Source organism: Gordonia sp. L191, assembly GCF_030077625.1.
Lineage (GTDB): Bacteria > Actinomycetota > Actinomycetes > Mycobacteriales > Mycobacteriaceae > Gordonia > Gordonia polyisoprenivorans_A.
In genome coordinates, this window is the sequence record NZ_CP125996.1 from 1,388,852 (window position 1) to 1,411,232 (window position 22,381).

Below are 22,381 nucleotides of genomic sequence, written 5' to 3' on the forward strand. Positions count from 1 at the left end.
GGTACCCTGAATAACCGTGCATCCCGACGCGACCGCAGATCTCGAATCCCTCGACACCACCCTCACCACCGTGGAGAAGGTGCTCGACGTCGACGAATTGCGCCGTCGGATCGAAGAGCTCGAGATGCAGGCTTCCGACCCCGAGTTGTGGAACGACCAGGAGCACGCGCAGAAGGTCACCAGCGAGCTCTCCCACGCCCAGTCGGAGTTGCGACGGGTCACCGAATTGCGTCAACGGCTCGAGGACATGCCGGTGCTCTACGAGCTCGCCGAGTCCGAGGAGGGTGAGGAACGGACCAGCGCGCTGGCCGACGCCGACGCCGAACGGGCCTCGCTACGGACCGACATCGCCGCGATGGAGGTCAAGACCATGCTCGCCGGCGAGTACGACGCGCGTGACGCACTGGTCAACATCCGATCCGGTGCCGGTGGCGTCGACGCCGCGGACTGGGCCCAGATGTTGATGCGGATGTACGTGCGGTGGGCCGAGCAGCACGGCTACGGCGTCGAGGTCTACGACACGTCCTACGCCGAGGAAGCGGGCCTGAAGTCGGCGACCTTCGCCGTCAAGGCCCCCTACATGTACGGCACCCTCTCGGTCGAGCAGGGCACCCATCGACTCGTCCGGATCAGCCCGTTCGACAACCAGGGTCGCAGGCAGACCTCCTTCGCCGAGGTCGAGGTGCTGCCCGTGGTGGAGACCACCGACCACATCGACATCGACGAGAACGAACTGAAGGTCGACGTCTACCGCTCCTCGGGCCCCGGCGGCCAGTCGGTCAACACCACCGACTCCGCGGTGCGTCTGACGCACCTGCCCACCGGCATCGTCGTCACCTGCCAGAACGAGAAGAGTCAGTTGCAGAACAAGGCGTCGGCGATGCGGGTGCTGCAGGCCAAACTCCTCGAACGCAAGCGTCAGGAGGAGCGCGCCGAACTCGATGCGCTCAAGGGCGACGGCGGATCGAGCTGGGGCAACCAGATGCGTTCCTACGTCCTGCACCCGTACCAGATGGTGAAGGACCTGCGGACCAACGTCGAGAGCAACAACCCGACCGCCATCCTCGACGGCGACATCGACCAGTTCATCGAGGCGGGCATCCGCTGGCGAATGGCCGATGTCGAGGCCTGAGTTGCTCGCGGCGGCGAGTCCGCATCACGTCCTTGCTGCGACCAGTCCGCAGAACGCCACCGAGCAGCTCATCGGGTCCATCTACGTCTGGCTGGTCACCAACGGGCTGCAGATGGTCACGTGGGTCCTCGGCGGCCTCATCGTCATCCGTCTCATCCGATGGTCGGCGGCCAAGTACGCCGCGCGCGTCGACAGCAGCTTCCACAACAGCGACCTGATCGTCCAGACCGAGGACACCAAACATCGTCGGGCCCTGGTCGACGTCGTCGCGTGGGTGCTGATCGTCCTGGTCATCGCGATCGTGTTGATCCGCTTCCTGGTGATCCTCAACGTGCCCATCACCGGTCTGACCGGCCCGGGTGCGGTTATCGGTGCGGCCCTCGGCTTCGGTGCGCAGCGCGTGGTGCAAGACATCCTGGCCGGGTTCTTCGTGGTCGCCGAGAAGCAGTACGGGTACGGCGACGTGGTGAGTCTGATGGTCACCGGCGGCCAGAACGCCGACGGCACCGTCGAGGACGTCACCCTGCGCGTGACCAAACTGCGCACCAGCGAGGGCGAGGTCATCACCGTGCCCAACGGCCAGATCATCAAGGCCACCAACCTGTCCAAGGACTGGGCGCGAGCGGTGGTGGACGTCCCGGTGCCGGCCAAGGCCGACATCGGACTCGTCAACGACACCCTCGACCGGGTGGGCCGCGAGTTCTACGCGACCGCGCGCTGGCACGACCTGCTCCTCGACACACCGTCGTCACTCGGGGTCACCGACCTCGAACTGGACGCGATCACCGTCCGCATCGTCGCGCGGACGCTGCCCGGCAAACAGTTCGAGGTGAGTCGGGCGCTGCGCGTGTCGATCGTGCGCGCTCTCGCCGCCGAGGGCATCACCGTCGCCGCCGGGCACGACGCCCAGTCCGGTGCGGCCCCGCCGGCGACACTCGCCGACACCGTGAGCGCGCCTGGCACCGACGGCCGTACCGGCCGGGACGGGGGAGCGTGATGGCCGATCGAGAACTGCCCGGCGACAAGCCGCCCGAGAACACGCCACCAGGTAAGACGCCTGATGACCCGACGCTCGCCCGTGAGGGCGAGCCCCGCCACCTGTTGCCGGACGACGCCGCGCGGCCCGCGGTGACGCCACCGCCCGCCACACCACCGCCCGCCACGACACCACCCGCCACGACACCACCCGCCACGACACCGCCCGCCACGACACCACCCGCCACACCGACTGCGACCAGGCGCACCCATGCCCCCGTCGACCCCATCGTCGACACCGACCAGATCCCGATCGTCACCGACGACGACGCCGAGTCCGACACCGGTGCCCGCCCGGCCACCGATCCCACACCCGCGACGTCGCAGCGCCGTGGCTGGCGCGACCGGAACTGGAAGCACATCAAGGGCACTCGCGTGCGCTCCGGCACGGCGATCCTGGTGGTCCTGTTCGTGGCGTGCTGGGTGATGTACGGGTACACCTCGCAGCGCTACTCCCCGCCGGAGCAGCCGTCCACCGGCCGGCAGGTGGTGCGCACGAGCGAGCCGACCTATCAGGAACCGACGACCAGCTATTCGTCGACGACCTCGTCGTCGGTGTCCTCGTCGGACTCGGGCGAGTCGTCGGTGCAGTCCGGCGCGCCCGGTGCGCCCGGTGCCGGGGAGGAGTCGTCGACAGGTCAGTCCTCGGCGCCGAGCGGTGGTCTCATCCCCGGCTTCCGGCTGCCCTGGGAGACGACGACCACCACCACCGTGCCGACGCGCTGAGACGTGCGACCGAGGGCCGCAGGAGCGAGGTCAACGCGCCGCACGTCCGCCTGAACGGGACTCTCAGGCGTCGTCGTTACACTGGCTCCCTGTGATCACGCTGGACAACGTCACGATGAAATACAAGGCCTCCTCGCGGCCGGCTCTGTCCGAGCTGTCCCTCGAGGTCGACAAGGGCGAGTTCGCGTTCCTCATCGGGCCCTCCGGATCGGGGAAGTCGACCTTCTTCCGGTTGTTGCTCAAAGAGGACAAGCCGACCTCCGGCCAGGTCTACGTCGGCGACTTCCACGTCAACACCCTCAAGGGCCGTCTGGTACCCAAACTGCGCCAGTCGATCGGCTGCGTCTTCCAGGATTTCCGGCTGCTGCAACAGAAGTCGGTCGCCGACAACGTCGCGTTCGCCTTGGAGGTGATCGGCAAACCGCCGTCGATGATCCGCAAGGTGGTGCCCGAGGTCCTCGACTACGTGGGTCTGGAGGGCAAGCTCGACCGCATGCCCTACGAGCTGTCGGGCGGTGAGATGCAGCGTGTGGCGATCGCCCGCGCGATCGCCAACCGGCCGCTGGTGCTGCTGGCCGACGAGCCCACCGGAAACCTCGACCCGGAGACCAGCGAGGAGATCGTCGACGTCCTCGATCGGGTGAACCGGCGCGGCACGACGGTGGTGATGGCCACCCATGACCGGCACATCGTCGACGCGATGCGCCGTCGGGTCCTCGAATTCGACAACGGGCGGCTGGTCCGCAACGACGAGCAAGGCGTCTACGGCATCGGCTGAGCGACCAGTGCCGATCTCGGCATCGCGTGCACGCGATGCCGAGAACCGTCGGCGCATCCGCGCGAGCCCCCACGACCAGAAGGACATCCGAGCAGCCATGCGAGCTCAATTCATCTTCAGCGAGGTCTTCAACGGCTTCCGCCGCAACCTGACCATGACGGTCGCGATGATCATCACCACCGCGATCACCCTGGGCATGTTCGGCGGCGGGCTGTTGGTGATCCAGATGGCCGACAAGAGCCAGAAGATCTTCCTCGACCGCGTCGAGATGCAGTTCTTCCTCAACGAGGACGTCTCCAAGGCCGACGCCAACTGCCGCAACGCCCCGTGCACCACGCTGCGCGCCGACCTCGAGAAGCAACCCGGCGTCGGATCGGTCACCTACGTCAGCCCCGAAGAGGGCTATCAGCAGGCCAAGGAGATGTTCGAGGAGACCTCGCCGGAGATCGCCGACCAGATCACCCAGGACACCTTCTCGCAGGCGTCGTTCAAGGTCCGGATGTCGGATCCGGATCGTTTCGACAACGTCTACAACGCCTTCTCGGGCCGCCAGGACCTCGGCGTCGAGGGCGCCCTCGATCAACGTGAACTCGTCAAACGGATCTTCGGGGTGCTCGACGGGGTGCGCAACGCCGCGTTCTCGGTGGCCGCGATCCTCGCGGTGGCCGCGATCCTGCTGATCGTCAACACGGTGCAGATCGCGGCGTTCACCCGGCGGACCGAGGTGTCGATCATGCGATTGGTCGGCGCGACCCGGTGGTACACCCAGCTGCCGTTCCTCCTCGAGGCGATGCTGGCCGCGTTCATCGGGTCGTTGCTCGCGATCGGTGGGTTGTTCCTGGCCAAGATCTTCTTCTTCGACAGAGCCCTGGCCGGTTTGTACGGGGTCAACATCGTGCCCCGGGTGACGATCGGCGACGTGTTGTTCGTCTCGCCGTGGCTCGTCATCGGCGGAATTGTGTTGGCAGCGGTGACCGGATATGTCACGCTGCGTGTCTACGTTCGCGAGTGAAGGAGGTGAGACGGCCGACATGGTCAAGGAGAAGGGGCGCACTCTGATCGCGTCCAATCGCAAAGCGCGACACAATTACACGATCCTCGACACCTACGAGGCCGGCATCGCCCTGCTCGGCACCGAGGTCAAGAGTCTGCGGGAGGGCAAGGCCTCCTTGGTCGACGCGTTCGCGACCATCGACGACGGTGAGGTCTGGCTGCGTGGACTGCACATCGCCGAATACGGCAGTGGGTCCTGGACCAATCACGCGCCGCGACGGAATCGCAAGCTGCTGATGCATCGTCGTGAGATCGACAACCTCGTCGGCAAGATCCGCGACGGCAACCTGACCCTGGTGCCGCTGTCGATGTACTTCAGCGACGGGCGGGCCAAGGTCGAACTCGCACTGGCCCGCGGTAAGCAGGCACACGACAAGCGCCAGGATATCGCGCGGCGCACCGCGCAACGCGAGGTCGCCCGCGAGATCGGCCGCCGCGTCAAGGGCATGTGATTGCGTGAGGCCGACCTCGACGCACTCGCGCCGGAGGATGTCGCACCGGTGGCCGCGAGCAGCTGTCGTGATCGTGACCCTGGTTGTGCTCGTGCTCGGTTGCACGCCCGAGGGCGACGACACCGTGCGCATCGGCGGTGACGGTCCGGCGATCAGTGGACTGCCGGCCACCCCGCCGATGGGGTGGAACAGTTGGAACAGCTTCGGCTGCACCATCACCGAGCAGATCGTGCGCGCGCAGGCCGACGCCCTGGTGTCCTCGGGCCTGGCGGCCAGGGGATATCGCTACGTCGTCGTCGACGACTGTTGGATGGCGCCCGATCGCAACGCCGGCGGGCAACTCGTCGCCGACCCCGTGCGCTTTCCGTCCGGGATGGCAGCCCTCGCCGACTACGTGCACGCTCGCGGGTTGAAGTTCGGGATCTACGCCGGTGCACGCGAGAAGACGTGCGCGCAGTTCGGCGGAACCTATCCGGGTACCGCCGGCAGTGGGGGTCACGAGCTCACCGACGCGCGCGCCTTCGCCTCGTGGGGCGTCGATTTCGTCAAATACGATTGGTGCTCCGGTGACTCGGCGCACGACGACCAGGTCGCCTCGTTCACCGCGATGCGTGACGCGATCCGATCCACCGGGCGCCCCATGGTGTTCAGCATCAATCCCAACAGCGGAATCGCCGGATCGGTGCCCGGAGCCCAATTCGATTGGGGCGGTGTGGCAACCATGACACGTGCCACCAACGACATCTCGCCGGTGTGGACCACTCGGCCGGCCGGTGCCGATGCGACACCGGCCTCGGGGTATCAGGGGGTCCGCGACATCATCGACGCCGTGGCCCCGATCGGCGCACGGGTTGCCGACGGCAGCTTCGTCGACATGGACATGCTCGTCGTCGGTGTCGGCAACGCGTTGACCCCGGCGATGGAGCGCACCCAGATGTCGATGTGGGCGATGATGGCCGCCCCGCTGATGGCCGGCAACGACCTCACCGCGATGAGCACCCGCACCCGCGACATCCTCGCCAACGAGGCCATCATCGGCATCGATCAGGACGAGCGCGTGCGCGCCGGCGCCATGGTCGGCGACAACCCGGAGATCTGGAGCCGCGCTCTGGGTTCCAAGGGCCTCGTCGTCTCGTTGACCAACCGTGCCGACCATCCCCGCACATTGACGGTGAGCTTGTCGAGCCTCGGTCTGACCGGTGACTCGTCGGTGTCGGGGGTCGACGCATGGACCGGGCGCCGGTATCAGGCGGAGGGCGGCGAGTTGTCGGTGCCCGTGGGCGTCGACGACACCGCCGTGCTGTCGATCCAGTGACGCCGATCTCGCGGGCGAATGCACACACCGAGCGAGCTCCGATGGAAATGGGAATGAACCACGCGCGTCGGGTTGTTACAATGAACTGCTCGCCGAGAAATCGGAGGGCACCTGTCTCGGGGCTGATCGGTTTCGACTCTGTACGCCGAGGCGGGGGAAGCGTGTCGGTGCAGGCCAGAGACCACCGTATAAGCGTCGCGGCAACCAATTAAGCGCCGATAAGAATCAGCGCGACTACGCCCTCGCTGCCTGACAGCGGGCCCGTAGTCTGTCGGCCCGGACTCTGCTCCCAAGTCCGGTGCCGGCATCATCTTTGGGAGCTCACCGTTCGCACCGGTCGCGGGTGCGAAGGGGACAACCAACAGCGACTGGGATCGTCATCTCGGCTTGTTCACGTGACCGGGAGATCCGAGTAGAGACCCAGTGAACTGCACACGGAGAAGCCCCGCCAACCCGACGGAGGACCCGGGTTCAATTCCCGGCAGCTCCACGGTCGACAGCGCCCCACCTGCTCGCAGGTGGGGCGCTGTCGTTTCTCGACGGTGTTGTCGCCGGGGCGGTTCAGACCTGGGAGCCGGTGTCGACGCGCCCCAGACCCAGGTTCCCCAGGCCCAGGTTCCCCAGGCCCAGGTTGCCCAACACGGTGTTGATGGCCGCACGCATGTCGGTGGCCTCCACCTGCATCAGGTGCTCGGCGTCGAGGTCGTCGAAGTCGATGCCGGGGTCCTCGGACAGTCGGTACTCGCGTTCTTCTTCGGCGGCTTCGACGATGTTGCGCACGAATCTGCCGTTGCCCGCCCGGTCGATGGTGCGGCGGGGTAGCCCACTCTGATCGACCGACTCCGAGTTGAACAGCGGCTCGCATGCGGCGATCAGATCGTCGAGTGCCTCGTCGGTGATGACCGAGTCCCGGTTCTTGGCGATGACCCGGGCGATCTGGCCGAGTTCGGACGGGGTGTAGGACGGGAAGCGGATTCGTTTGGCGAACCGCGATGCCAGGCCGTCGTTGGCTGCGAGAAAGCGATCGATCTCGCCGTCGTATCCGGCGATGATGACGACGAGGCGGTCCCTGTCGTTCTCCATCCGTGCCAGCAACGTGTCCACGGCCTCCCGGCCGAACGCGTCGCCGCCGGACAGCCCGCTCTGGATGAGGGTGTACGCCTCGTCGATGAACAGCACCCCGTCCATCGCGGTGTCGATCAGTGCCGACGTCTTCAGTGCCGTGCTGCCCAGATGCTGACCGACGAAGTCCTCCCGTTTGGCCTCGATGACCGTGGGCGTCTTGAGAATGCCGAGCCCACAATAGATCTTGGCGACCACACGTGCGATGGTCGTCTTGCCGGTGCCGGGTGGACCGGTGAACGCAAGGTGGTTGCTGCGCGAGGTGGTTGCCAGCCCCTTCTCGGCGCGAACCTTGGCGATCTTGGCAGACGACTGCAGCTTGGCGACCTGGATCTTGACCTCATCGAGCCCGATCTGGGCGGCGAGCTCCTCCTGGGCCTCGGCGAGAAGCTTCGCGCTGCGATCGGCCTGTTCGGCCGACACCCGTAGCTTCGGATCGGGGGCGGAGTTCGGATCCCAACGGTCCGTGCGGGACTCGATCGTCGCGCGGTCGGTGATCACCAGCCGGTACTTGGGGTCGTTGAGCGCAGCGGCATTGGCCTCGAAGTCGGGCTTCTCGGAGTAGATGCGTTCGAAGATGGCGCGGGCGTCCTCTTCGCGACCCATCTCGCGCAACGTCAATCCGCGGCAGAACTCGGCGTCGGTGACGGCGGCCGGGATCGGGCCCTCCGCAGCGGACTCCAGTCGGCGGATACCCTCGCCGAAGAGACCGAGCTGGGCGCAGGCAGAACCGACCATCAGATCGGCTCCGCACTTGATGTACTCGTCGCCGAACGAGGCCGACTTATCCAGGGCGGCAAGCACATCGGGCCATCGCTGGGTGGTGAAATGCAGGATGCCGCGCAGGTAGGCGCAGATCTCGTCGGAATACCGGTCGCGTTCGGGCATGTTCGGCCGATACCGGGCCAGGGTGTCCAGCGCGCCCTCGGCCTCGCCGTACTCGCCGTCGTCGATCAGCCCGGCGGCGTAGGCCAGCCAGATCTCGGTGAAACCCGCGAGCGGATAGTCGATGTAGAGCCCGGTCTGGAAGCGTCCGCCCAATTCCCGTGGTGCCAGACCGAGTCGGCGCTGCTCACGGAACAGCGTGGTGGTGGAGGTCCGATAGAGGTTGTAGCGCACCTCCGAGGTGACCTCGCCGCATGCGGCGCGCCCCAGCCATGCATCGCACATGTCGGGGTCCCGTTCGGTGGCGCGGGTGAAGGCCCGAAGGGCGTAGGTCACGTCCCGTTCGGTCTGCAGCCCGTCGATCGCTATCCCCAGGGACAGCACCCCGGCGTCGAAGACCCGCTGCGCATCGCGTGTGTTCTGGCTCATACTTCCATCCGTCGGTATCGGATCTCGGGGTGGCGACGCACCATCCCGAAGCTGTTGGACACATTTCCGGCCAGCTCGAGAAACGCCTGCTGAGTGGGTGCCCGCAGGTGTGTGAAGTCGATCGCCGCACCCTCGGCGAGGTGCTGGTCGAAGGGGATCAGGTGAATCGAATTGCAACGTGCGGCAAAGTGATCGACGATCTTGTCGACCTTCACCTGGCCGGTTTGCGGGCGGGACGAGCTGAGGACGACGTGCGCCTCGTGCACCAGGCGCCCGTACCCGTGGGAATTGAGCCAGTCGAGGGTGGCCGAGGCACTGCGCGCGGCGTCCATCGCCGGGGTGGTCACGAGGACGATGGCGTGGGCGAGGTCGAGGACCCCACCCATCACCGAATGCATGATCCCGGTGCCGCAGTCGGTCAGGATGATGTTGTAGTAACGCTGCAGTGTGTCGATCGTGCGCCGGTAGTCGGCCTCGTCGTAGGCGGTGGCGGCAGCTGGGTCTTGTTCGGAGGCAAGGACTTCCAGGCGACTCGGAGAGGTGGAGGTGAGGTTGGACACCGCGGCGTAATGGTCGATGGGGCCCATGTTCAGCAGGTCGCGGACGTTGGCCGAGGTCCGGCCCGGAATCCGGTCGGCGAGAGTGCCGCGGTCGGGGTTGGCGTCCACCGCGATCACCCGATCTCCGCGCACCGCGGCCAACGCCGAGCCGAGCCCCACCGTGGTGGTGGTCTTGCCCACCCCACCTTTCATCGACAGCATGGCGATCCGGAAGTCGCCGTTGATCGGTCGCCGGATCTGATCGATCAGCTGCTGACGCCGCCGGGCCGCCCGTGACTCGCCGGGATTGACGTGCCCCGAGGACACCGTGAACACGGCGCGGCGCCAACCGGCCTGCGGGGCTTCGCTTCTGCGATCACGCTGGTGCGCCTCGTCCAACGACGGTACCGCGGCTGGCGGCCGCAACGGATTCGATGGATGCGCAGGTGCAGGCCCCGGGCCAAATGGTGGCGCAGGGGCATACGGTGAGGCCGGAGCATACTGGGGCGCCGGGTATTGCCCGGAAAAGTGTTGCGCGGGTGGCGGCGCGGGGGCCTGGTGAGCGGGTGGACGATGTCCGGGCCACGGCGATGGTGGTGGTTGGTGGGTGGGAGCAGGCGGCGAGGACGGTGCCTGCGGAATGGGCTCGGCGTGGCGCGGAAGAGGCGCGATGGGATCGGTGGTCGGCGGCGCGGGGTGCGGCGGCGGAGGTGGTTGTGATGCAGAGGGTTGTGGCGCAGCGGGATACGGCACCGGGGTGACCGGCATCTGCTCGGCCCGCGGTTCAACCGCGGGAGCACGTGGTGGCGCGGGTGGTGTCGGACGCTGGTCCACGGGCTCAGGGTTCGTCGGCCCACTGTTCGCAGGTCCGTACTCCATAGGCCCGTACTCCATGGGCACGTGCTGTATCGGCGCCTGTGCCGTGTGGCCCGGTGGTATCGAGCCGGGGGGTATCGAGCCCGGTGGTATCGAGCCCAAAGCTGTTGGGTCCGAAGGTGGTGCGGCCATTCCCATGGGGTCTTGCTGCCACGGCGGTCGTGCGGGCCGACGACGACGCCGCGGTTCGGGCGTCGGTGCAGGTACGGGCTGGGGCTGCGGGGGCGGTGACGTGATCGGATGACGCACCGTCATCGCATCGGCGACATGCGGATCGGTGGCATCTGCGTCGTCCGGCGAGGCGTCACCCCGCGTGTCCTCGGGTGGTGTCGGCAGCCCGGTGTCGATAGGGGTCGGGCTGCCGGCGGCGGGTATCTCGTCGTCCGTGAGATAGCTACTGCCTGTGGAGGTTTCGTCGTACGCGGAGACCTCGCCGTCTGTGATGTCGCTGTTCATGGGGATCGGCGGGTCGTCCACGCCGATTGGGACATCGTGTGACGGCTCGTCGATGGACTCGTCGGACAGCGTCGGGATGGTGAACTCCGGGTGGGGTTCCGGTTCCGGCTGGGTACGTCCGAGTCGTGAGAGGAGTTGTGCTGCACGGGTTTCGATCTCGTCGAGATCATCCGAGTCGGCCGCGGCGTCATCCGGGCCGTCCGCCGCATGACGCGGGCCGTCGGTTTGCGGATCATCGGTCTCGGCAGTTTCGCCGGCGGGCGAGGCCAACGGCATCCACATGGCGCCCAAGCCGAGGTCGTCCTCGGACGGCAGTGGGGCCTGGCGCGACGAGCTCTCGGAGGGTGCGGGTTCCTCGGTGACGGCGGTGCCACCCGGCTGGGCGCCGAACACCGCCAACAGCGGGTTGTCCTCGTCGTCGACGTCGTCGGTAGAACCCGGACCCGCCGATGTCAGCGGGCTCGCGCCACCGAGAATCCCCGCGAAGGGATTGAAGTCGGCGCTGGTGGGGTCGTCTCGAGAACTGACGGCGCCGACCGTCGGACTCACGGTCTCGCCCGGCGTGGCGTCGGTCTCGGACGCGGCGTCGCTGGTGGCCGCTCTTGTGTGGGATCGCTTGTTGCCAAGGGTATTTGCGTCGTCGTCCGGGGAGCCCGACAGCCACGAAGGGGTCTGTGACTCCCCGTGATCGTCTGCAAACATCTGTACCCCGTTCGACGCATCGCACCTTCGGCGGCGCGTGTCCTGACCTCAGCCGACTGTATCGTGAGCCGTGCGCAAGGGTGTTGTTGCGTCATGTTAGTGAATGGGAGGATTGATGGCTCTGCCACCGCCGATGATGTCGGCAGCACAGTCCCGTTCGGGTGCCGTCGCGGTGCGGACAACCCAGGTGGGACTGCCGGTTGCACTCCGCATCGACCCGCGCAAGCTTCAGGGCGACCCCCAGGCGCTCGCCGACGAGATCCTGCGACTGAGCAGGCTTGCGGCGATGCGCGCGCAGGTCGAGATCCGGCGGCAACTCGTCGAGCAGGGCACTGATCCGCAGGTCATCCGGTATGCGCAACTGCCCACCGAGGACGATTTGCACGATTTCGAAGAACTCAACGAGCGTGCCCAGGACGAACAGTCCGGTGACGGATGGCTGAGGCCGGTATGAGAACGCTGGCGAATTCGGTGCTCGCGCGCATCGAGAAACAACGCGACCTGATGGAGTCGCTGCAGGCACAGACCGCCGGCATTCGCGTCAGGGTGTCGAGCCCGGACAAGGTCGTCACCGTCGAGGTCGACGGCGTCGGCGCGATGACGGGGCTGTGGCTGGGGCCCGGCATCACACGGCATACCGATTCGTCGCTTTCTGCGTTGATCGTCGAGACCGCACAGCACGCCGCGCGCGCCTCACTACACCGCCGCAACACCCTGATTCAAGAGTTCACCGATCAATTCGGCCGCCATCAGAACGAGCCACTCGAGCGGTGGGACGGGACAACGGCGACCCCTCGGCGACCTTTGTCGGAATTGCCCGATCCGCAACCGCGGACATCTCCGGAAAGCCTGCGCGACAAGGGCTGAGGACGCATCGTCGGCCACGAATACACCGTAGTATCCGACGCGGCGACGAGTCCGAGTCATTCATGGTGACGACATACCCGCGTTGAGGTTGCACGTGTGGTGATCCATTGATTGACTTGGTTCAAGTTGCTAACGATCGGTTTCACAGGGTGGGGGTCCACGAAACATGTCCAACGGAGTTCTGGCGGTGACGCCGGGGGTGATCGAGACCTTCGCGGCGGCCAATATGTCGGCGAGTGATCTGATCGCACTGGCCTCGAGTGCGGATGCCGAGGCCATGGTCGCGGCGGTCGCGCTGGCGGTGGGTCCGATCGGCGTCGAGTACCTCCTCGGCTATGCGCCCGCGCAGGCATCCAATCTGGCCGCCTCCTTCCTGGTGTCGGCGGGGCACGCAATGATGTCGGCGGGCGCCACGGGCGCGGCCGCCGGTACCTACTTCGCCGACGGCATGCAGGCCTGAGGGCGTGGCGAGTCCCACCGAGGCCGTCGCCGCTGCCGCGACGCAGATGCCGGGGTACGACCCCGGCCCGGTGATCGGTGCCATCGAAAGCCGCCTCGACGAGTACCTGAACACCCCGACCGGTGAGATCCTGAGTCGCCTGGGTCTGCCCGTGCCACCTGGAATCCCCACGCCCGGCCCGATTCCGGGGCTCCCGGCGTTGCCCGGTCTGCCCACAGGTGGTAACACCCTGGCATCGATCGACGGCGGTGCACTGATCCAGCCAGTGCTCGATGCGCTCGGCACGTTGGGTAGCGGGGTGTTCGAGGCTCTCGACCCGACCAAGATCTTCGAATCCATCACCAGCGCCTTCTCCTCGGTGGCGTCGTCACTGCCGACGGTGATCTCCGCGATGCAGCAGGGCTGGCAGGGCGAAGGCGCCGACGCGGCGGCGATGAAGACGGCCCAACTGGGCAAGGACGGCACCGAGGTTGGAGTCCAGTCCGGCAAGATCAAAGGCAACGTGGTGCAGGCCGGGGTGGACACCAAGACCACCGAAGCGCATCTGCTGGAGATCATCTCGCAGTTCGAGGCCACCATGGCCGTCGCGCTTCCGCAGATCGTCACACCGTGGGGACAGGCGATGGCCGTGGCGGCCGCCACCGACGCGATCACCCGTACCACCGCGGTCATGGGCGTCCACAAGGGACTGATGGCCGTCAACACCGCCGAAGTGGCCGCCGACGGTGCGCCGGTGTCGGTGACCAACGCCCCGCAGGTTCCCACCGAGATGCTCTCCTCGATGGTGCAGATGGGAACCGGGTTGATACAACCCGCATTTGGCGTCGTCGAGCAGGTGTTCTCCGCCGGGGAGAAGATCGTGCAGTCGTCGGTGCAGGCCGGGACCAAGATCGGCGAGGCGATCGACAAGGCCCAGCACAAGACGTCCACCGACACGGATACCAGTACGTCGACGACGGCAACCCCCGTCGGGCTCGGTGCCGGCGGTCCGGCCGGAATGGGTGGTGGCGGTGGTGGTTCGAAGCCCACAGGTGCCGGTGGCGGCGGGGGCGGAGGTGTCGGGGTTTCGCCGGTCTCCGCACCACCGAGCAGCCGAACCGCACCGTCGGGCACCCCGCCGACCGAGGAATCAACGAATTCGGGCCAACAGCGCACGGCCGCGGCGACCACCGCGTCGGCCACGACCACCGGCAACGGTGGTTACGCGCCGATGAGCGGAATGGGTTCGGCCGGAGCGGGAGCCGGGGCGGGCAAGGGTGCGGGCAGTGGCCACACCGCCGCCGACTTCCTGCACACCTCCGAATCCGGGAGCGAGATCGTCGGGGACTTCGCCGATGTGGCGCCGGCCGTGATCGGCGAAATGGACGACGACACCGAGGCCCGCCCCGACATCGACCTGAGAATCTGACGTCTCGCGAGGCGCGATCTCACCAGAACACCCACAACACAGGAGGATTCATGACCGAACTGAGTGCAGACACCGCCAAGATCTCCGAGGTCGCCGGGCAACTGGGCAAACTCGCCGATCGACTGAATGGCGTGCTGAACACCGCTGATGCCTCACTGACGCCGCAGCCTGCGGGCAGTGACGAGGTGTCGGTACGCGCGGCGACCACCATGGGGCAGGTGCACCAGGCGTTCCGGAAGGCCGGCGACGGTGGTGTCGCCGAACTGCGAGAGATCTCTGACGCCGTCGCAACGGTGTCCTCCTCGCTTGCCGATACCGACACCGACCAGGGGTTCATCACCACCTGATCGCTCGTGTTGTGGACGAAAAGCCATCGGTCACAACACTGTTCATTCACTGTTCGCACATTGTTCATGGACCGACCGACGGGGAGGGGACGACGTGGGCTTCACGGGGGTTGTCTGGGCCTCGCGTGACCTGAGACGGCTGGCGCATGACCTGGTCAACGGTGCCGGTGCGGGTCCGATGGGGGAGGCGGGTGAGACCTGGTCACGGCTTGCCCGCGAGCTCGCCGACATCGCCAAGGACTACCGCGCGTTGCTCGCGAAGCTCGACGAGGCCTGGCGCTCGGAGCAATCGGAGGCCGTGCACGCCAAACTCGAGGAGTTCGCCCACTGGCTCGACACCGTCGCGCTCGACGCCGCTGCCAACGCGCGGCGTGCCGAATCCGCCGCGGTGGCGCACGGCGTGGCGGTGCTGGCCATGCCCACGGTGCCCGAAGCGGTGAAACTGCAGGAGGCCTTCGCGATCGGGAGTTCCCTGCAGGGCTACCCGAACGGGCTCGTGGTCGGTGCACTCGGAGCCGGTGACGCCGCGGTGCAGGCGGCCACCGCGAACGCGGTCGCGATCATGAACAGCTACGAGCACACCGTCACCCCGCTGGCTGCGCCGTGGGACACCCAGGCCACACCGAATATCGCAAAGTCCGCCGCCGAGCGAGCCGCCGGAGACGGTGACACCACCCAGGGCACGGGTGCCGGCGCCCCGGCCGGTGGTGCGGGTGGCGTCGGGGCCGGTGGCGGGATGCCCGCGATGCCCTTGGGCGCCTTCGGCACGCCGACGATCAATTCCGATACCTCGCAACGTGGTTCGCGGGTTGTCGCCGCGTCTGCAACCTCGGCGGGCGCCACGACATCCGGGCCGATGGGACCCATGGGGGCGATGGGTCGCGCCGGCGGGGACGACAAGGAGTTCGACTCCGCCCGACCTGCGGCCTCGCTCTCCGATGCCGGCGAGTCGCGGCCCGCGAGCTGGTCGCCGGTCGTGGCGTCGAGCGCGGGCGGATTCTCGGTCGACAGTGTCAGCTGGGGTCCGGACGCCTCGACCTTCGGAGGTACGGCGGCACCGCCGATCGCGGACGACGAGGTCGACATCGACGGCAGCCGGCTCGAACAGGCCTCGTCCAACGATTGGGTGTCGCCGTCGGTCATCGGTGAACGGGGAGGACGCGGATGAGTATGGCAACCCTCGACGTCGATGACGCGCTGAGCGTCGACGAGATCCTCACCTTGGCCGATCGGCTCGGCGTCGACACACTGCCGGATACGCTGGCGCTGTGGCCGACCCAACCGACGGTGGGCGAGCTGCAACGTGTCCGGGATCGGTGCGTCGGGCAGTTGTCGGATCGAGAGCTCATCGTCGACGGCGAGATCGATCCCGACCTCGCCCACGTCCTGACCACGATGCGCCGCGCCGAGCGGGAACTCTCGATCCGGATCATCACCTCCGACGGGTTGCTCCGCGCATCGGTGCTGCGAGTCAAGCGATCTCACGTGGTCGCCACCCGCCGCGGCGACACCGTCCGCGTGCGCGGTTTCGAGGCCGAGGGCAGCGAGCGGGTGGTCGCCGAGGTCGCCCGATTGTTGCCGAAGGCGATCGACGTCGACTGCGGCTCGGTGAGCGCACCGTCGGTCGACGTCGCCGAGCACCTCGCCGGCCTGCGCGCCGCGACTCCGATCGCCGACGAACTACACGCGCTCGGCGCCGATTCGCGGACCGCGCTCGTGCTCGGCGCCGTGCTCGCCGATTACCGTGCGGCCGTGGAGATGCGGGTTGCCGCACTCGATCCGCACGTCGACCGCAGCATCGTCGCCGGCGGCGCCCTCGCGGTGTTCTACGCGGCGCGCGGGTGTGTGCTGAGTGCGCCGAGCACGTCACCGGACGGGCAACTGTGGTGCAGTCTCAAAGGTGGTTCCGACCACCGGATCGCACAGGCGGTTGCGCAGTTGATGTCCCTGCTGCCGGAAGGGTGGTGAGGGACGACCAGCCGAACAGTCACTGATGTCGGGAGTCGGGACACCGACGTCACGACAACGAAGACCACAACAGGGGGTGGCCCGCCCGGGCACCCATCGACGTACACCATCGAAGGGAAATGACATGGGACTCAAGATCTCTCCGCAAGAGGCCAAGGCCAAGCTGTCCGACATCAAGGACAAGCGCGATCATGCCAAGCAACTTCTGCAGAAGTTTCAGGACGCCGACGTCGAGATGACCGGCGGTGCATGGCAGGGCGATGCCTCGCACGTGCATCTCCAGAAGACCCACGCCAATCAAGAAGAGTTCGGCCAGATCATCGCGCTGCTCGACCGCACCGTCGATGCCGCAGAGACCGGTATCAACAACGCGGTTGCCGGCGACTCGCACTGACCCGCAGCCGTATTCCCATTCGCAGGCACCCACGACCAGGAGACCATCATGGCACAACAGATCACCTACAATCACGGCTCGATTGACACCACGCTCGGCGATCAGGCGTCATACCTGAAGGCGGCCAACGAAGTTCGTGACGACATCAATGCGGTGTTCAACTCGCTCCTCGAGATCTACGAAGGCGAGGCGGCCACCACGCTGCAGCACGTCAAGTCGCAGATCGACCAGCAGCTCATCGACGCGTTCAACAACATGAACGACTCGACCAAGCATGCGGGTGAGCAGAACCAGATGATGCAGGCGCTCGACGCGAAGAACGCCTCGCTGTTCAGCTGAGACCCACACATCGACGAATCAGGGCGTCCGACACCACGGTGTCGGACGCCCGTGTCGGCGGTGCCACCCTGCGGCTGTCTCACCATGCGGCTGGAGGCCGTGCGGTGCTCAGTCCAGATCGTATGAGGCGCCGACGTAAGCCATTTCGTCATCGCCGGCCACCATCTCCACCACGACCGCCCCACTGCGCGTGGTGACACGAACCGTGTCGGATTCCCGATGGAGTTGGGCCAGCGTGACATCGGCAGAGTCCGACAGCGGCGCCCCGATCGGCTGCACGACCAGTGCGGTGACACCGGAGTTGACCGGCCGCGTGCGGGTGCCGTCGAAGACGATCACCGAGTAGTTGGCCTCGGCCCCGGCATGCATGGCGCCACGGTCGAATTCGGCGACCCACAGCAGGTGGTTGTTGCCCACCGCAGCCACCATCTGCTGCCAGTGCGCAGGGCGTCGCGTCGACACGAGCACGCGCGCACCGAGCGCGATGGCGCGCAAGACCACCTGCTGGGCCAGGTGCAGGCTTCCCGCGATCTCCACGCGATCGATGGTCGGACCGAAGATCGGCAGGGCGACGGCCCGTCCGTGAGGATCGGCGCCGATGAGTTGGCCGCACCCCGATGCCGGGAGCCGCAGCTCACCGAAATCGGCAGGGCTGCCGTAGGTTGCGCGGACACCCACCGACTGCGGGCGCGGAAGTGGCAGTGAGCCGATCAGCGCGTCGAACTGATGTCCGCCCAGCGGGGAAAGCCCGTCGAGATCGACCCGGGCGGGCTGTGCGATCGTGTCGAAGCGGACCAGGCCCGTGGCCTCGATGAGGTCGGTGTCCTCGGTGGCCTGCAACGACAGCGCGAGAGTCGTGGTGTGGGTGGGAACCGTCCACAGCCGATCGAGACCGGCGGAGGTCAGGATCGGTTGCTCGAGACCGTAACTGCGCAGATGCATCTGGCCGGACCGGCAGTTCTCCCAGGTCTCCTCGACGGTCTCCGGTGCGATGCCGTCGGACAGATGTGTGATGGACCGGGTGATCTCGGCCGCGGTCAGCGATCGCACGTCGAATCCGTGCTCGCGTAGGCGATTGGCCACCCGTCGCGTACCGGTGACGGCGGTTTTGAGGATGCCCGTCGATCCGCCGCCGCGTCGTGCGACGGCCTCGGGACACAATGTGGGATCCAGGCGGACGGTGAGCCATACCGACCGGTGCGCGATGGCCGGCAGTGGGCCGAGTACCTCGTCGTAGACCGCGGCCACCCGACTGTTGCCGCGGGACCGGGAGCCGTTGATGTGCACATCGATGGCCGCCAACGTGATGTCGAACTGTCGGAGGCTCTCGGCGAGAACCCGCACCGGGATGCAGACGGCGTCGACGGTGGCGCCCGGTTCCAGAATGGTCAGTGCTTCCGGGGATTCGGCGATCTCGAGCATCGACACCAGAGCGTCACCGTCCCAGCGCAGGCCGAACTGTGAGCCGTCGGAGGTGGTGATGTCGAAGGGCTCGGAGACCGCCTGGGCGCGGCGTCGCCTGCGGTCGTGCGACATTCGGAAGGACACCCGCTCGCGCACCCGCTGCGCCACCGGGTGCCCGGCCACGGGAATGAACCACACCGCGATCAGCACAGCGACGAGAGCGGCGATCCACCAGGGGATGCCGGTGGTGGCGATGACGACGAGCGTGCCCAGCGCGATCAGCTCGACGACGAGGACGCACCAGGTCGGTGCGATGCGTCGCACCGCGCTCTGCGACGAGGACCGCAACCTCGAGTGCCCGGGCGCGGGCGCGATCTGTGAGCGCGGATCGGCCTGTGCGACGGGCGCAGTGGTCGATGGCGTTGTCACCACGAGATCCTCCCCCCAAACGACGACGGGGCGCCTCAACCGGCCCACGACACCCGACTTCGGGCTACGGTACCCTGGCCACTCGATTGTGGGTGCATCGTGTACGCGAATACGGTTGTTCGGATGGGGGTCTCATGCCGGCGCGCTTGACGACGCGGGCGCAGGTCAACGGATACCGTTTCCTGCTTCGGCGGCTCGAACACGCATTGATCCGTCGGGATTCACGGATGATCCACGACCCCATGCGCAGTCAGGTACGGGCCATGCTCGTCGGATTCGTGATCTGCGTGCTGGTGGTGGGCGCCTGCGCCGCGTTGGCGATCTTCAAACCGTCACCGTCACTGGGCAACTCCACGATCATCACCTCGCAGTCCTCGGGAGCGCTGTACGTCCGGTTCAACAACGAGTTGCATCCCGTGCTCAACCTCGCCTCCGCCCGCCTGATTGCGGGCAAACCCGACAATCCCACCAAGGTCAAGGATTCCGACCTCGGATCGCTGCCCGCGGGCCCCACCCTCGGGATCATCGGCGCGCCTGCCTCGATCGCCAAGGCCGACGATCTGAGTCGTTCGGACTGGTCGGTGTGTGATTCGCAGACCCGATCCGGTGACGACACCTCACCGTTTCGCACCGAGACCGTCGTGCTGTCCTCGGTGCCGGCCCTCAACGCCGACATCGGCGTCGCCCCGGCCGGTTCGGCTGCCATCGCCGAGGACTCCGACGGTCACCACTTCCTGCTCTACGACGGCAAGCGCGCGCCGATCGATCCGACCGATCCGGTACTGATCAACGCTCTCAAGATCACCGACGCGTCGATGATCCACGCCTCGGCGGGGCTGCTTCAATCCTTCCGCCCGGTGGCACCGATCAGTCCTATCGTCATTCCCGACGCCGGTCGCCGGTCGTCGTTGTCGTTTCCCGAGCCCGTCGAGATCGGGTCGATCGTCAAGTCGGTCGAATCCGGCGGCACACGACAGTACGTGGTGCTCTCCGACGGTGTAGCCCCCGTCTCCGACGCCACGGCCGACATCATCCGTTACAGCAACGCAGGCCTGCTCGGCGATGCCATCGAGATGCCGCCTGCCGCACTGAATTCGCTACCGCAGTCCGCTGCGCTGCCCGTCGACACCACCGACTATCCGTCCCGGGTGCCCCAGTACACGTTGGGCGGCTACTCGACGATCTGCACCCACTGGTCGGCGCCGAGCCTCTCGCAGAGCCCCACGGTGGAGATACTGGTCGGCAACCGGCTGCCCATCGGCGAGAACGCGCAGCCCAGTGCTCTCGTCAGCGCCGACGGCGACGGTCCGGCCGTTGACGCCGCCTACATTCCCCCGGGCACCGGCGAATACGTGCAGGCCGCGGGTGAGGGACGGGTCGCCGGTCAACTGTTCTACATCTCCGACACCGGATTGCGCTACCCGATCCCGGATCCGAAAACCGCCGATGCACTCGGCGTTTCCGGTGTCCGCAGTGCCGACGGCAAGCAAACGCTGCCGCAGCTCGCGCCGTGGAATGTGGTGTCGCTCCTGCCCGCCGGACCGACCCTGTCGACCGACGCGGCACTCATCGCGCACGGCGGGTATGACGGGGACACCGGCGCGGTACCGACGAGCCCGTCGGCCGCGGCCGGCGGGTGAGCACTCAGATGTCGAGTCCGCGCACCCAGCCGTAGATGCCCATGATCCAGGCGGCGAACGGGATGATCAGCCCGATCAGCAGATACTCCAGTAGTTCGACGTAGCGTCGGGCGATCGGCGAGAACTCGAATCGAGGGGCGACGACGCCGGCCGCGAAGACCAGTATCCCCAGCCCGACGGTCAGCAGGAACCCGTACTCGGCCCAATCCTCGAGCAGCAGCATGGATTTGACGATGATGGTCAGTGCGGCGAGCAGGCCGAGACCGACCATCGTCGCAGCCTGGCGCAGATCGTGATGGGTGCGTCCGCGCAGGCACAGTACTGCTGCCGCAAGGGCTGCGAACACCGTTGCCTGCCAATAGAAGTGACCCGTGGAGGTGTCCACGCTGAGATACACCCCGACGACCACGGTGATCGCCGAGCCGACGAGGATTCCGGTCAGATAGGCGTTGGCCCGATCGATCCGTTCGTTGAGGCCGTCGGCGGTCGGTACCGATCGTGAGGTCACCGCGTCGACCCCGTGCACCGTGGGCTCGCCCCGGGTGTCGATGTCGTCGATGGGTTCACCGGCGGTGGGGACCGGGGGGACCGGCAGCTTGGCCAGCGTGATGGTCAGCCTGGGCGCGATCGACACCGCGATCACCGCGACCACCGTCAGCACCGCACCGACCTGACGTTGTGTGACGTCGAAGAGGTTCCAGCACACCGAGGCGACGCCGAGGAACACGGTCAGCGTGATCACCGTGGCGTGTAGCGAGCGATTGACCCCGCTGATCTGGAACGCCAGGAACGAGATCAGTGCCGTGATGCCGAATGCCATCGGTAAGGTCACCGACCCCACCGCACCGGGTAACAGCCGTAACGAGCCGGCGAACACCAGCGGCAGCGCGCATGCGACGGTAGCGCCGGTGGCGTACTCGTCGGACAGGCCGCGCGCGGTGTAGGCGGAGAAGATGATGAGCCCCGCGGCGAACGCCGTGGCCGCAACGGGCACATACACCGGCGGATTCCCACCGGCGAGAAGCAGTACCAGCAGGCCGATGGTCGCGATGCCCGCGACGCCGAAGGCGGCGACCCGTCGTCGTGCCGTACCCCATTCGGGCATTCGTGTGCGCAGGTGTGCCGCGTTGCTCACGGCCTCGTCCTCGACGTCGTCGAAAAGCATCGTCGGCGGATGGTCGCCGACTCTGCGCACCGACAGGACATCGCCCTCGCGGAACCCGACCTCGTCGAGCGAGTGTGTGTCGTCCACGCCGGGGCGCCCGAGTGCCGCCAGGGTCCACAGGCCCGGGGTGTCGTCGAAGAGTTCGAGGCGTTCACCGTCGATGGGGGCGGCGGCGATGAGACGATCGTTGATCAGCCGCAGGACATCGGGCATGAATGCCCGGATGTCGACATTTCCCGGAACGCCGACATCCAGGGTCAACGACCCCACGAGCAAGGTCACCCGGGTCAGTTCCGGTTCACTCGCGGACTCCGCTTCGAGGTCGTCGAGTGGCTGCAGCGACGGGGGAAGTGTCATCTGGACGAGTGGTCCTTTCGGCTGATGGCCCTGAGCTTCGCTAACGTCATAGATTACTGGCAGGTACCGATGGGGAGGACCTCAGTTCGGTCAGAGAATCGAC

General features: G+C 67.0%; 21 protein-coding genes and 1 other RNA gene. 18 read left to right on the forward strand and 4 right to left on the reverse strand.

The window, feature by feature from the left end; genetic code table 11:
- Window positions 1-16: 16 nt before the first annotated feature.
- The 8 genes from prfB to ssrA all read left to right on the forward strand — a co-directional run bounded on the left by prfB (window position 17) and on the right by ssrA (window position 6,984).
- Window positions 17-1,132: a peptide chain release factor 2 gene (prfB, locus tag QNM97_RS06120; protein ID WP_283822007.1), complete on the forward strand. Its 1,116-nt coding sequence runs from the start codon at window positions 17-19 to the stop codon at window positions 1,130-1,132.
- Window positions 1,119-2,129, forward strand: coding sequence for a mechanosensitive ion channel family protein (locus QNM97_RS06125; protein ID WP_283822008.1), 1,011 nt, complete (start codon window positions 1,119-1,121; stop codon window positions 2,127-2,129). Before prfB ends, QNM97_RS06125 begins: the two co-directional genes overlap by 14 nt.
- Window positions 2,129-2,893, forward strand: a complete 765-nt coding sequence (locus QNM97_RS06130; RefSeq protein ID WP_283822009.1) for a hypothetical protein — start codon at window positions 2,129-2,131, stop codon at window positions 2,891-2,893. The genes QNM97_RS06125 and QNM97_RS06130 overlap by 1 nt, the downstream gene beginning before the upstream one ends.
- 91 nt (window positions 2,894-2,984) lie before the next feature.
- Window positions 2,985-3,671, forward strand: coding sequence for a cell division ATP-binding protein FtsE (ftsE, locus tag QNM97_RS06135; RefSeq protein WP_079930502.1), 687 nt, complete (start codon window positions 2,985-2,987; stop codon window positions 3,669-3,671).
- A gap of 97 nt (window positions 3,672-3,768) precedes the next feature.
- Window positions 3,769-4,683 (forward strand): permease-like cell division protein FtsX, encoded by a 915-nt coding sequence (gene ftsX, locus QNM97_RS06140; protein WP_283822010.1) that lies wholly within the window; start codon window positions 3,769-3,771, stop codon window positions 4,681-4,683.
- A 19-nt stretch (window positions 4,684-4,702) separates the two neighbouring features.
- Window positions 4,703-5,176, forward strand: a complete 474-nt coding sequence (gene smpB / locus QNM97_RS06145) for an SsrA-binding protein SmpB (RefSeq protein ID WP_283822011.1) — start codon at window positions 4,703-4,705, stop codon at window positions 5,174-5,176.
- Window positions 5,177-5,213: 37 nt separating this feature from the next.
- On the forward strand, window positions 5,214-6,491 hold the full coding sequence (locus tag QNM97_RS06150) for a glycoside hydrolase family 27 protein (RefSeq protein ID WP_283822013.1): 1,278 nt from the start codon (window positions 5,214-5,216) through the stop codon (window positions 6,489-6,491).
- Window positions 6,492-6,609: 118 nt separating this feature from the next.
- Window positions 6,610-6,984: a transfer-messenger RNA gene (gene ssrA / locus QNM97_RS06155) on the forward strand.
- A gap of 68 nt (window positions 6,985-7,052) precedes the next feature.
- Here ssrA and eccA read toward each other — a convergent pair.
- Entirely contained in the window at window positions 7,053-8,927 is a 1,875-nt protein-coding gene (gene eccA / locus QNM97_RS06160; RefSeq protein ID WP_283822014.1) for a type VII secretion AAA-ATPase EccA, read from the reverse strand.
- On the reverse strand, window positions 8,924-11,500 hold the full coding sequence (locus tag QNM97_RS06165) for a MinD/ParA family ATP-binding protein (RefSeq protein WP_283822015.1): 2,577 nt from the start codon (window positions 11,498-11,500) through the stop codon (window positions 8,924-8,926). Before QNM97_RS06165 ends, eccA begins: the two co-directional genes overlap by 4 nt.
- A 115-nt stretch (window positions 11,501-11,615) precedes the next feature.
- Here QNM97_RS06165 and QNM97_RS06170 point away from each other — a divergent pair, with 115 nt between their 5' ends.
- From QNM97_RS06170 to QNM97_RS06210, 9 genes are all read left to right on the forward strand, one after another.
- A complete protein-coding gene (locus tag QNM97_RS06170) occupies window positions 11,616-11,954 on the forward strand; it encodes a DUF2694 family protein (protein ID WP_079930498.1) in 339 nt (112 codons plus the stop codon).
- Window positions 11,936-12,367 (forward strand): YbaB/EbfC family nucleoid-associated protein, encoded by a 432-nt coding sequence (locus QNM97_RS06175; RefSeq protein ID WP_283822016.1) that lies wholly within the window; start codon window positions 11,936-11,938, stop codon window positions 12,365-12,367. The genes QNM97_RS06170 and QNM97_RS06175 overlap by 19 nt, the downstream gene beginning before the upstream one ends.
- Before the next feature lie 166 nt (window positions 12,368-12,533).
- Window positions 12,534-12,827: a hypothetical protein gene (locus QNM97_RS06180; RefSeq protein ID WP_006372865.1), complete on the forward strand. Its 294-nt coding sequence runs from the start codon at window positions 12,534-12,536 to the stop codon at window positions 12,825-12,827.
- 4 nt (window positions 12,828-12,831) lie between these two features.
- Window positions 12,832-14,235, forward strand: coding sequence for a hypothetical protein (locus tag QNM97_RS06185; RefSeq protein ID WP_283822017.1), 1,404 nt, complete (start codon window positions 12,832-12,834; stop codon window positions 14,233-14,235).
- 50 nt (window positions 14,236-14,285) lie between these two features.
- Window positions 14,286-14,582: a PE family protein gene (locus QNM97_RS06190; protein ID WP_020170620.1), complete on the forward strand. Its 297-nt coding sequence runs from the start codon at window positions 14,286-14,288 to the stop codon at window positions 14,580-14,582.
- A gap of 94 nt (window positions 14,583-14,676) precedes the next feature.
- Window positions 14,677-15,750 carry a PPE domain-containing protein gene (locus QNM97_RS06195; RefSeq protein WP_283822018.1) on the forward strand — a complete coding sequence of 358 codons (1,074 nt, stop codon included), beginning with the start codon at window positions 14,677-14,679 and terminating at the stop codon, window positions 15,748-15,750.
- Window positions 15,747-16,550 (forward strand): ESX secretion-associated protein EspG, encoded by an 804-nt coding sequence (locus QNM97_RS06200; protein ID WP_283822019.1) that lies wholly within the window; start codon window positions 15,747-15,749, stop codon window positions 16,548-16,550. The genes QNM97_RS06195 and QNM97_RS06200 overlap by 4 nt, the downstream gene beginning before the upstream one ends.
- A 124-nt stretch (window positions 16,551-16,674) precedes the next feature.
- Window positions 16,675-16,944, forward strand: coding sequence for a hypothetical protein (locus QNM97_RS06205; RefSeq protein WP_006372860.1), 270 nt, complete (start codon window positions 16,675-16,677; stop codon window positions 16,942-16,944).
- 48 nt (window positions 16,945-16,992) lie between these two features.
- Window positions 16,993-17,283 carry a hypothetical protein gene (locus QNM97_RS06210; RefSeq protein WP_006372859.1) on the forward strand — a complete coding sequence of 97 codons (291 nt, stop codon included), beginning with the start codon at window positions 16,993-16,995 and terminating at the stop codon, window positions 17,281-17,283.
- Between the two features lie 108 nt (window positions 17,284-17,391).
- On the opposite strand, the gene eccE is transcribed toward QNM97_RS06210, so the two are convergent.
- Window positions 17,392-19,116: a type VII secretion protein EccE gene (eccE, locus tag QNM97_RS06215; protein WP_283822020.1), complete on the reverse strand. Its 1,725-nt coding sequence runs from the start codon at window positions 19,114-19,116 to the stop codon at window positions 17,392-17,394.
- 134 nt (window positions 19,117-19,250) lie between these two features.
- Between eccE and eccB the strand changes: the two genes are divergently transcribed.
- Window positions 19,251-20,756 (forward strand): type VII secretion protein EccB, encoded by a 1,506-nt coding sequence (eccB, locus tag QNM97_RS06220; RefSeq protein ID WP_283822021.1) that lies wholly within the window; start codon window positions 19,251-19,253, stop codon window positions 20,754-20,756.
- Window positions 20,757-20,760: 4 nt separating this feature from the next.
- Here the strand turns inward: eccB and eccD are convergent, their stop codons facing one another.
- Window positions 20,761-22,278 (reverse strand): type VII secretion integral membrane protein EccD, encoded by a 1,518-nt coding sequence (gene eccD, locus QNM97_RS06225; RefSeq protein WP_283822022.1) that lies wholly within the window; start codon window positions 22,276-22,278, stop codon window positions 20,761-20,763.
- Between the last annotated feature and the right edge of the window lie 103 nt (window positions 22,279-22,381).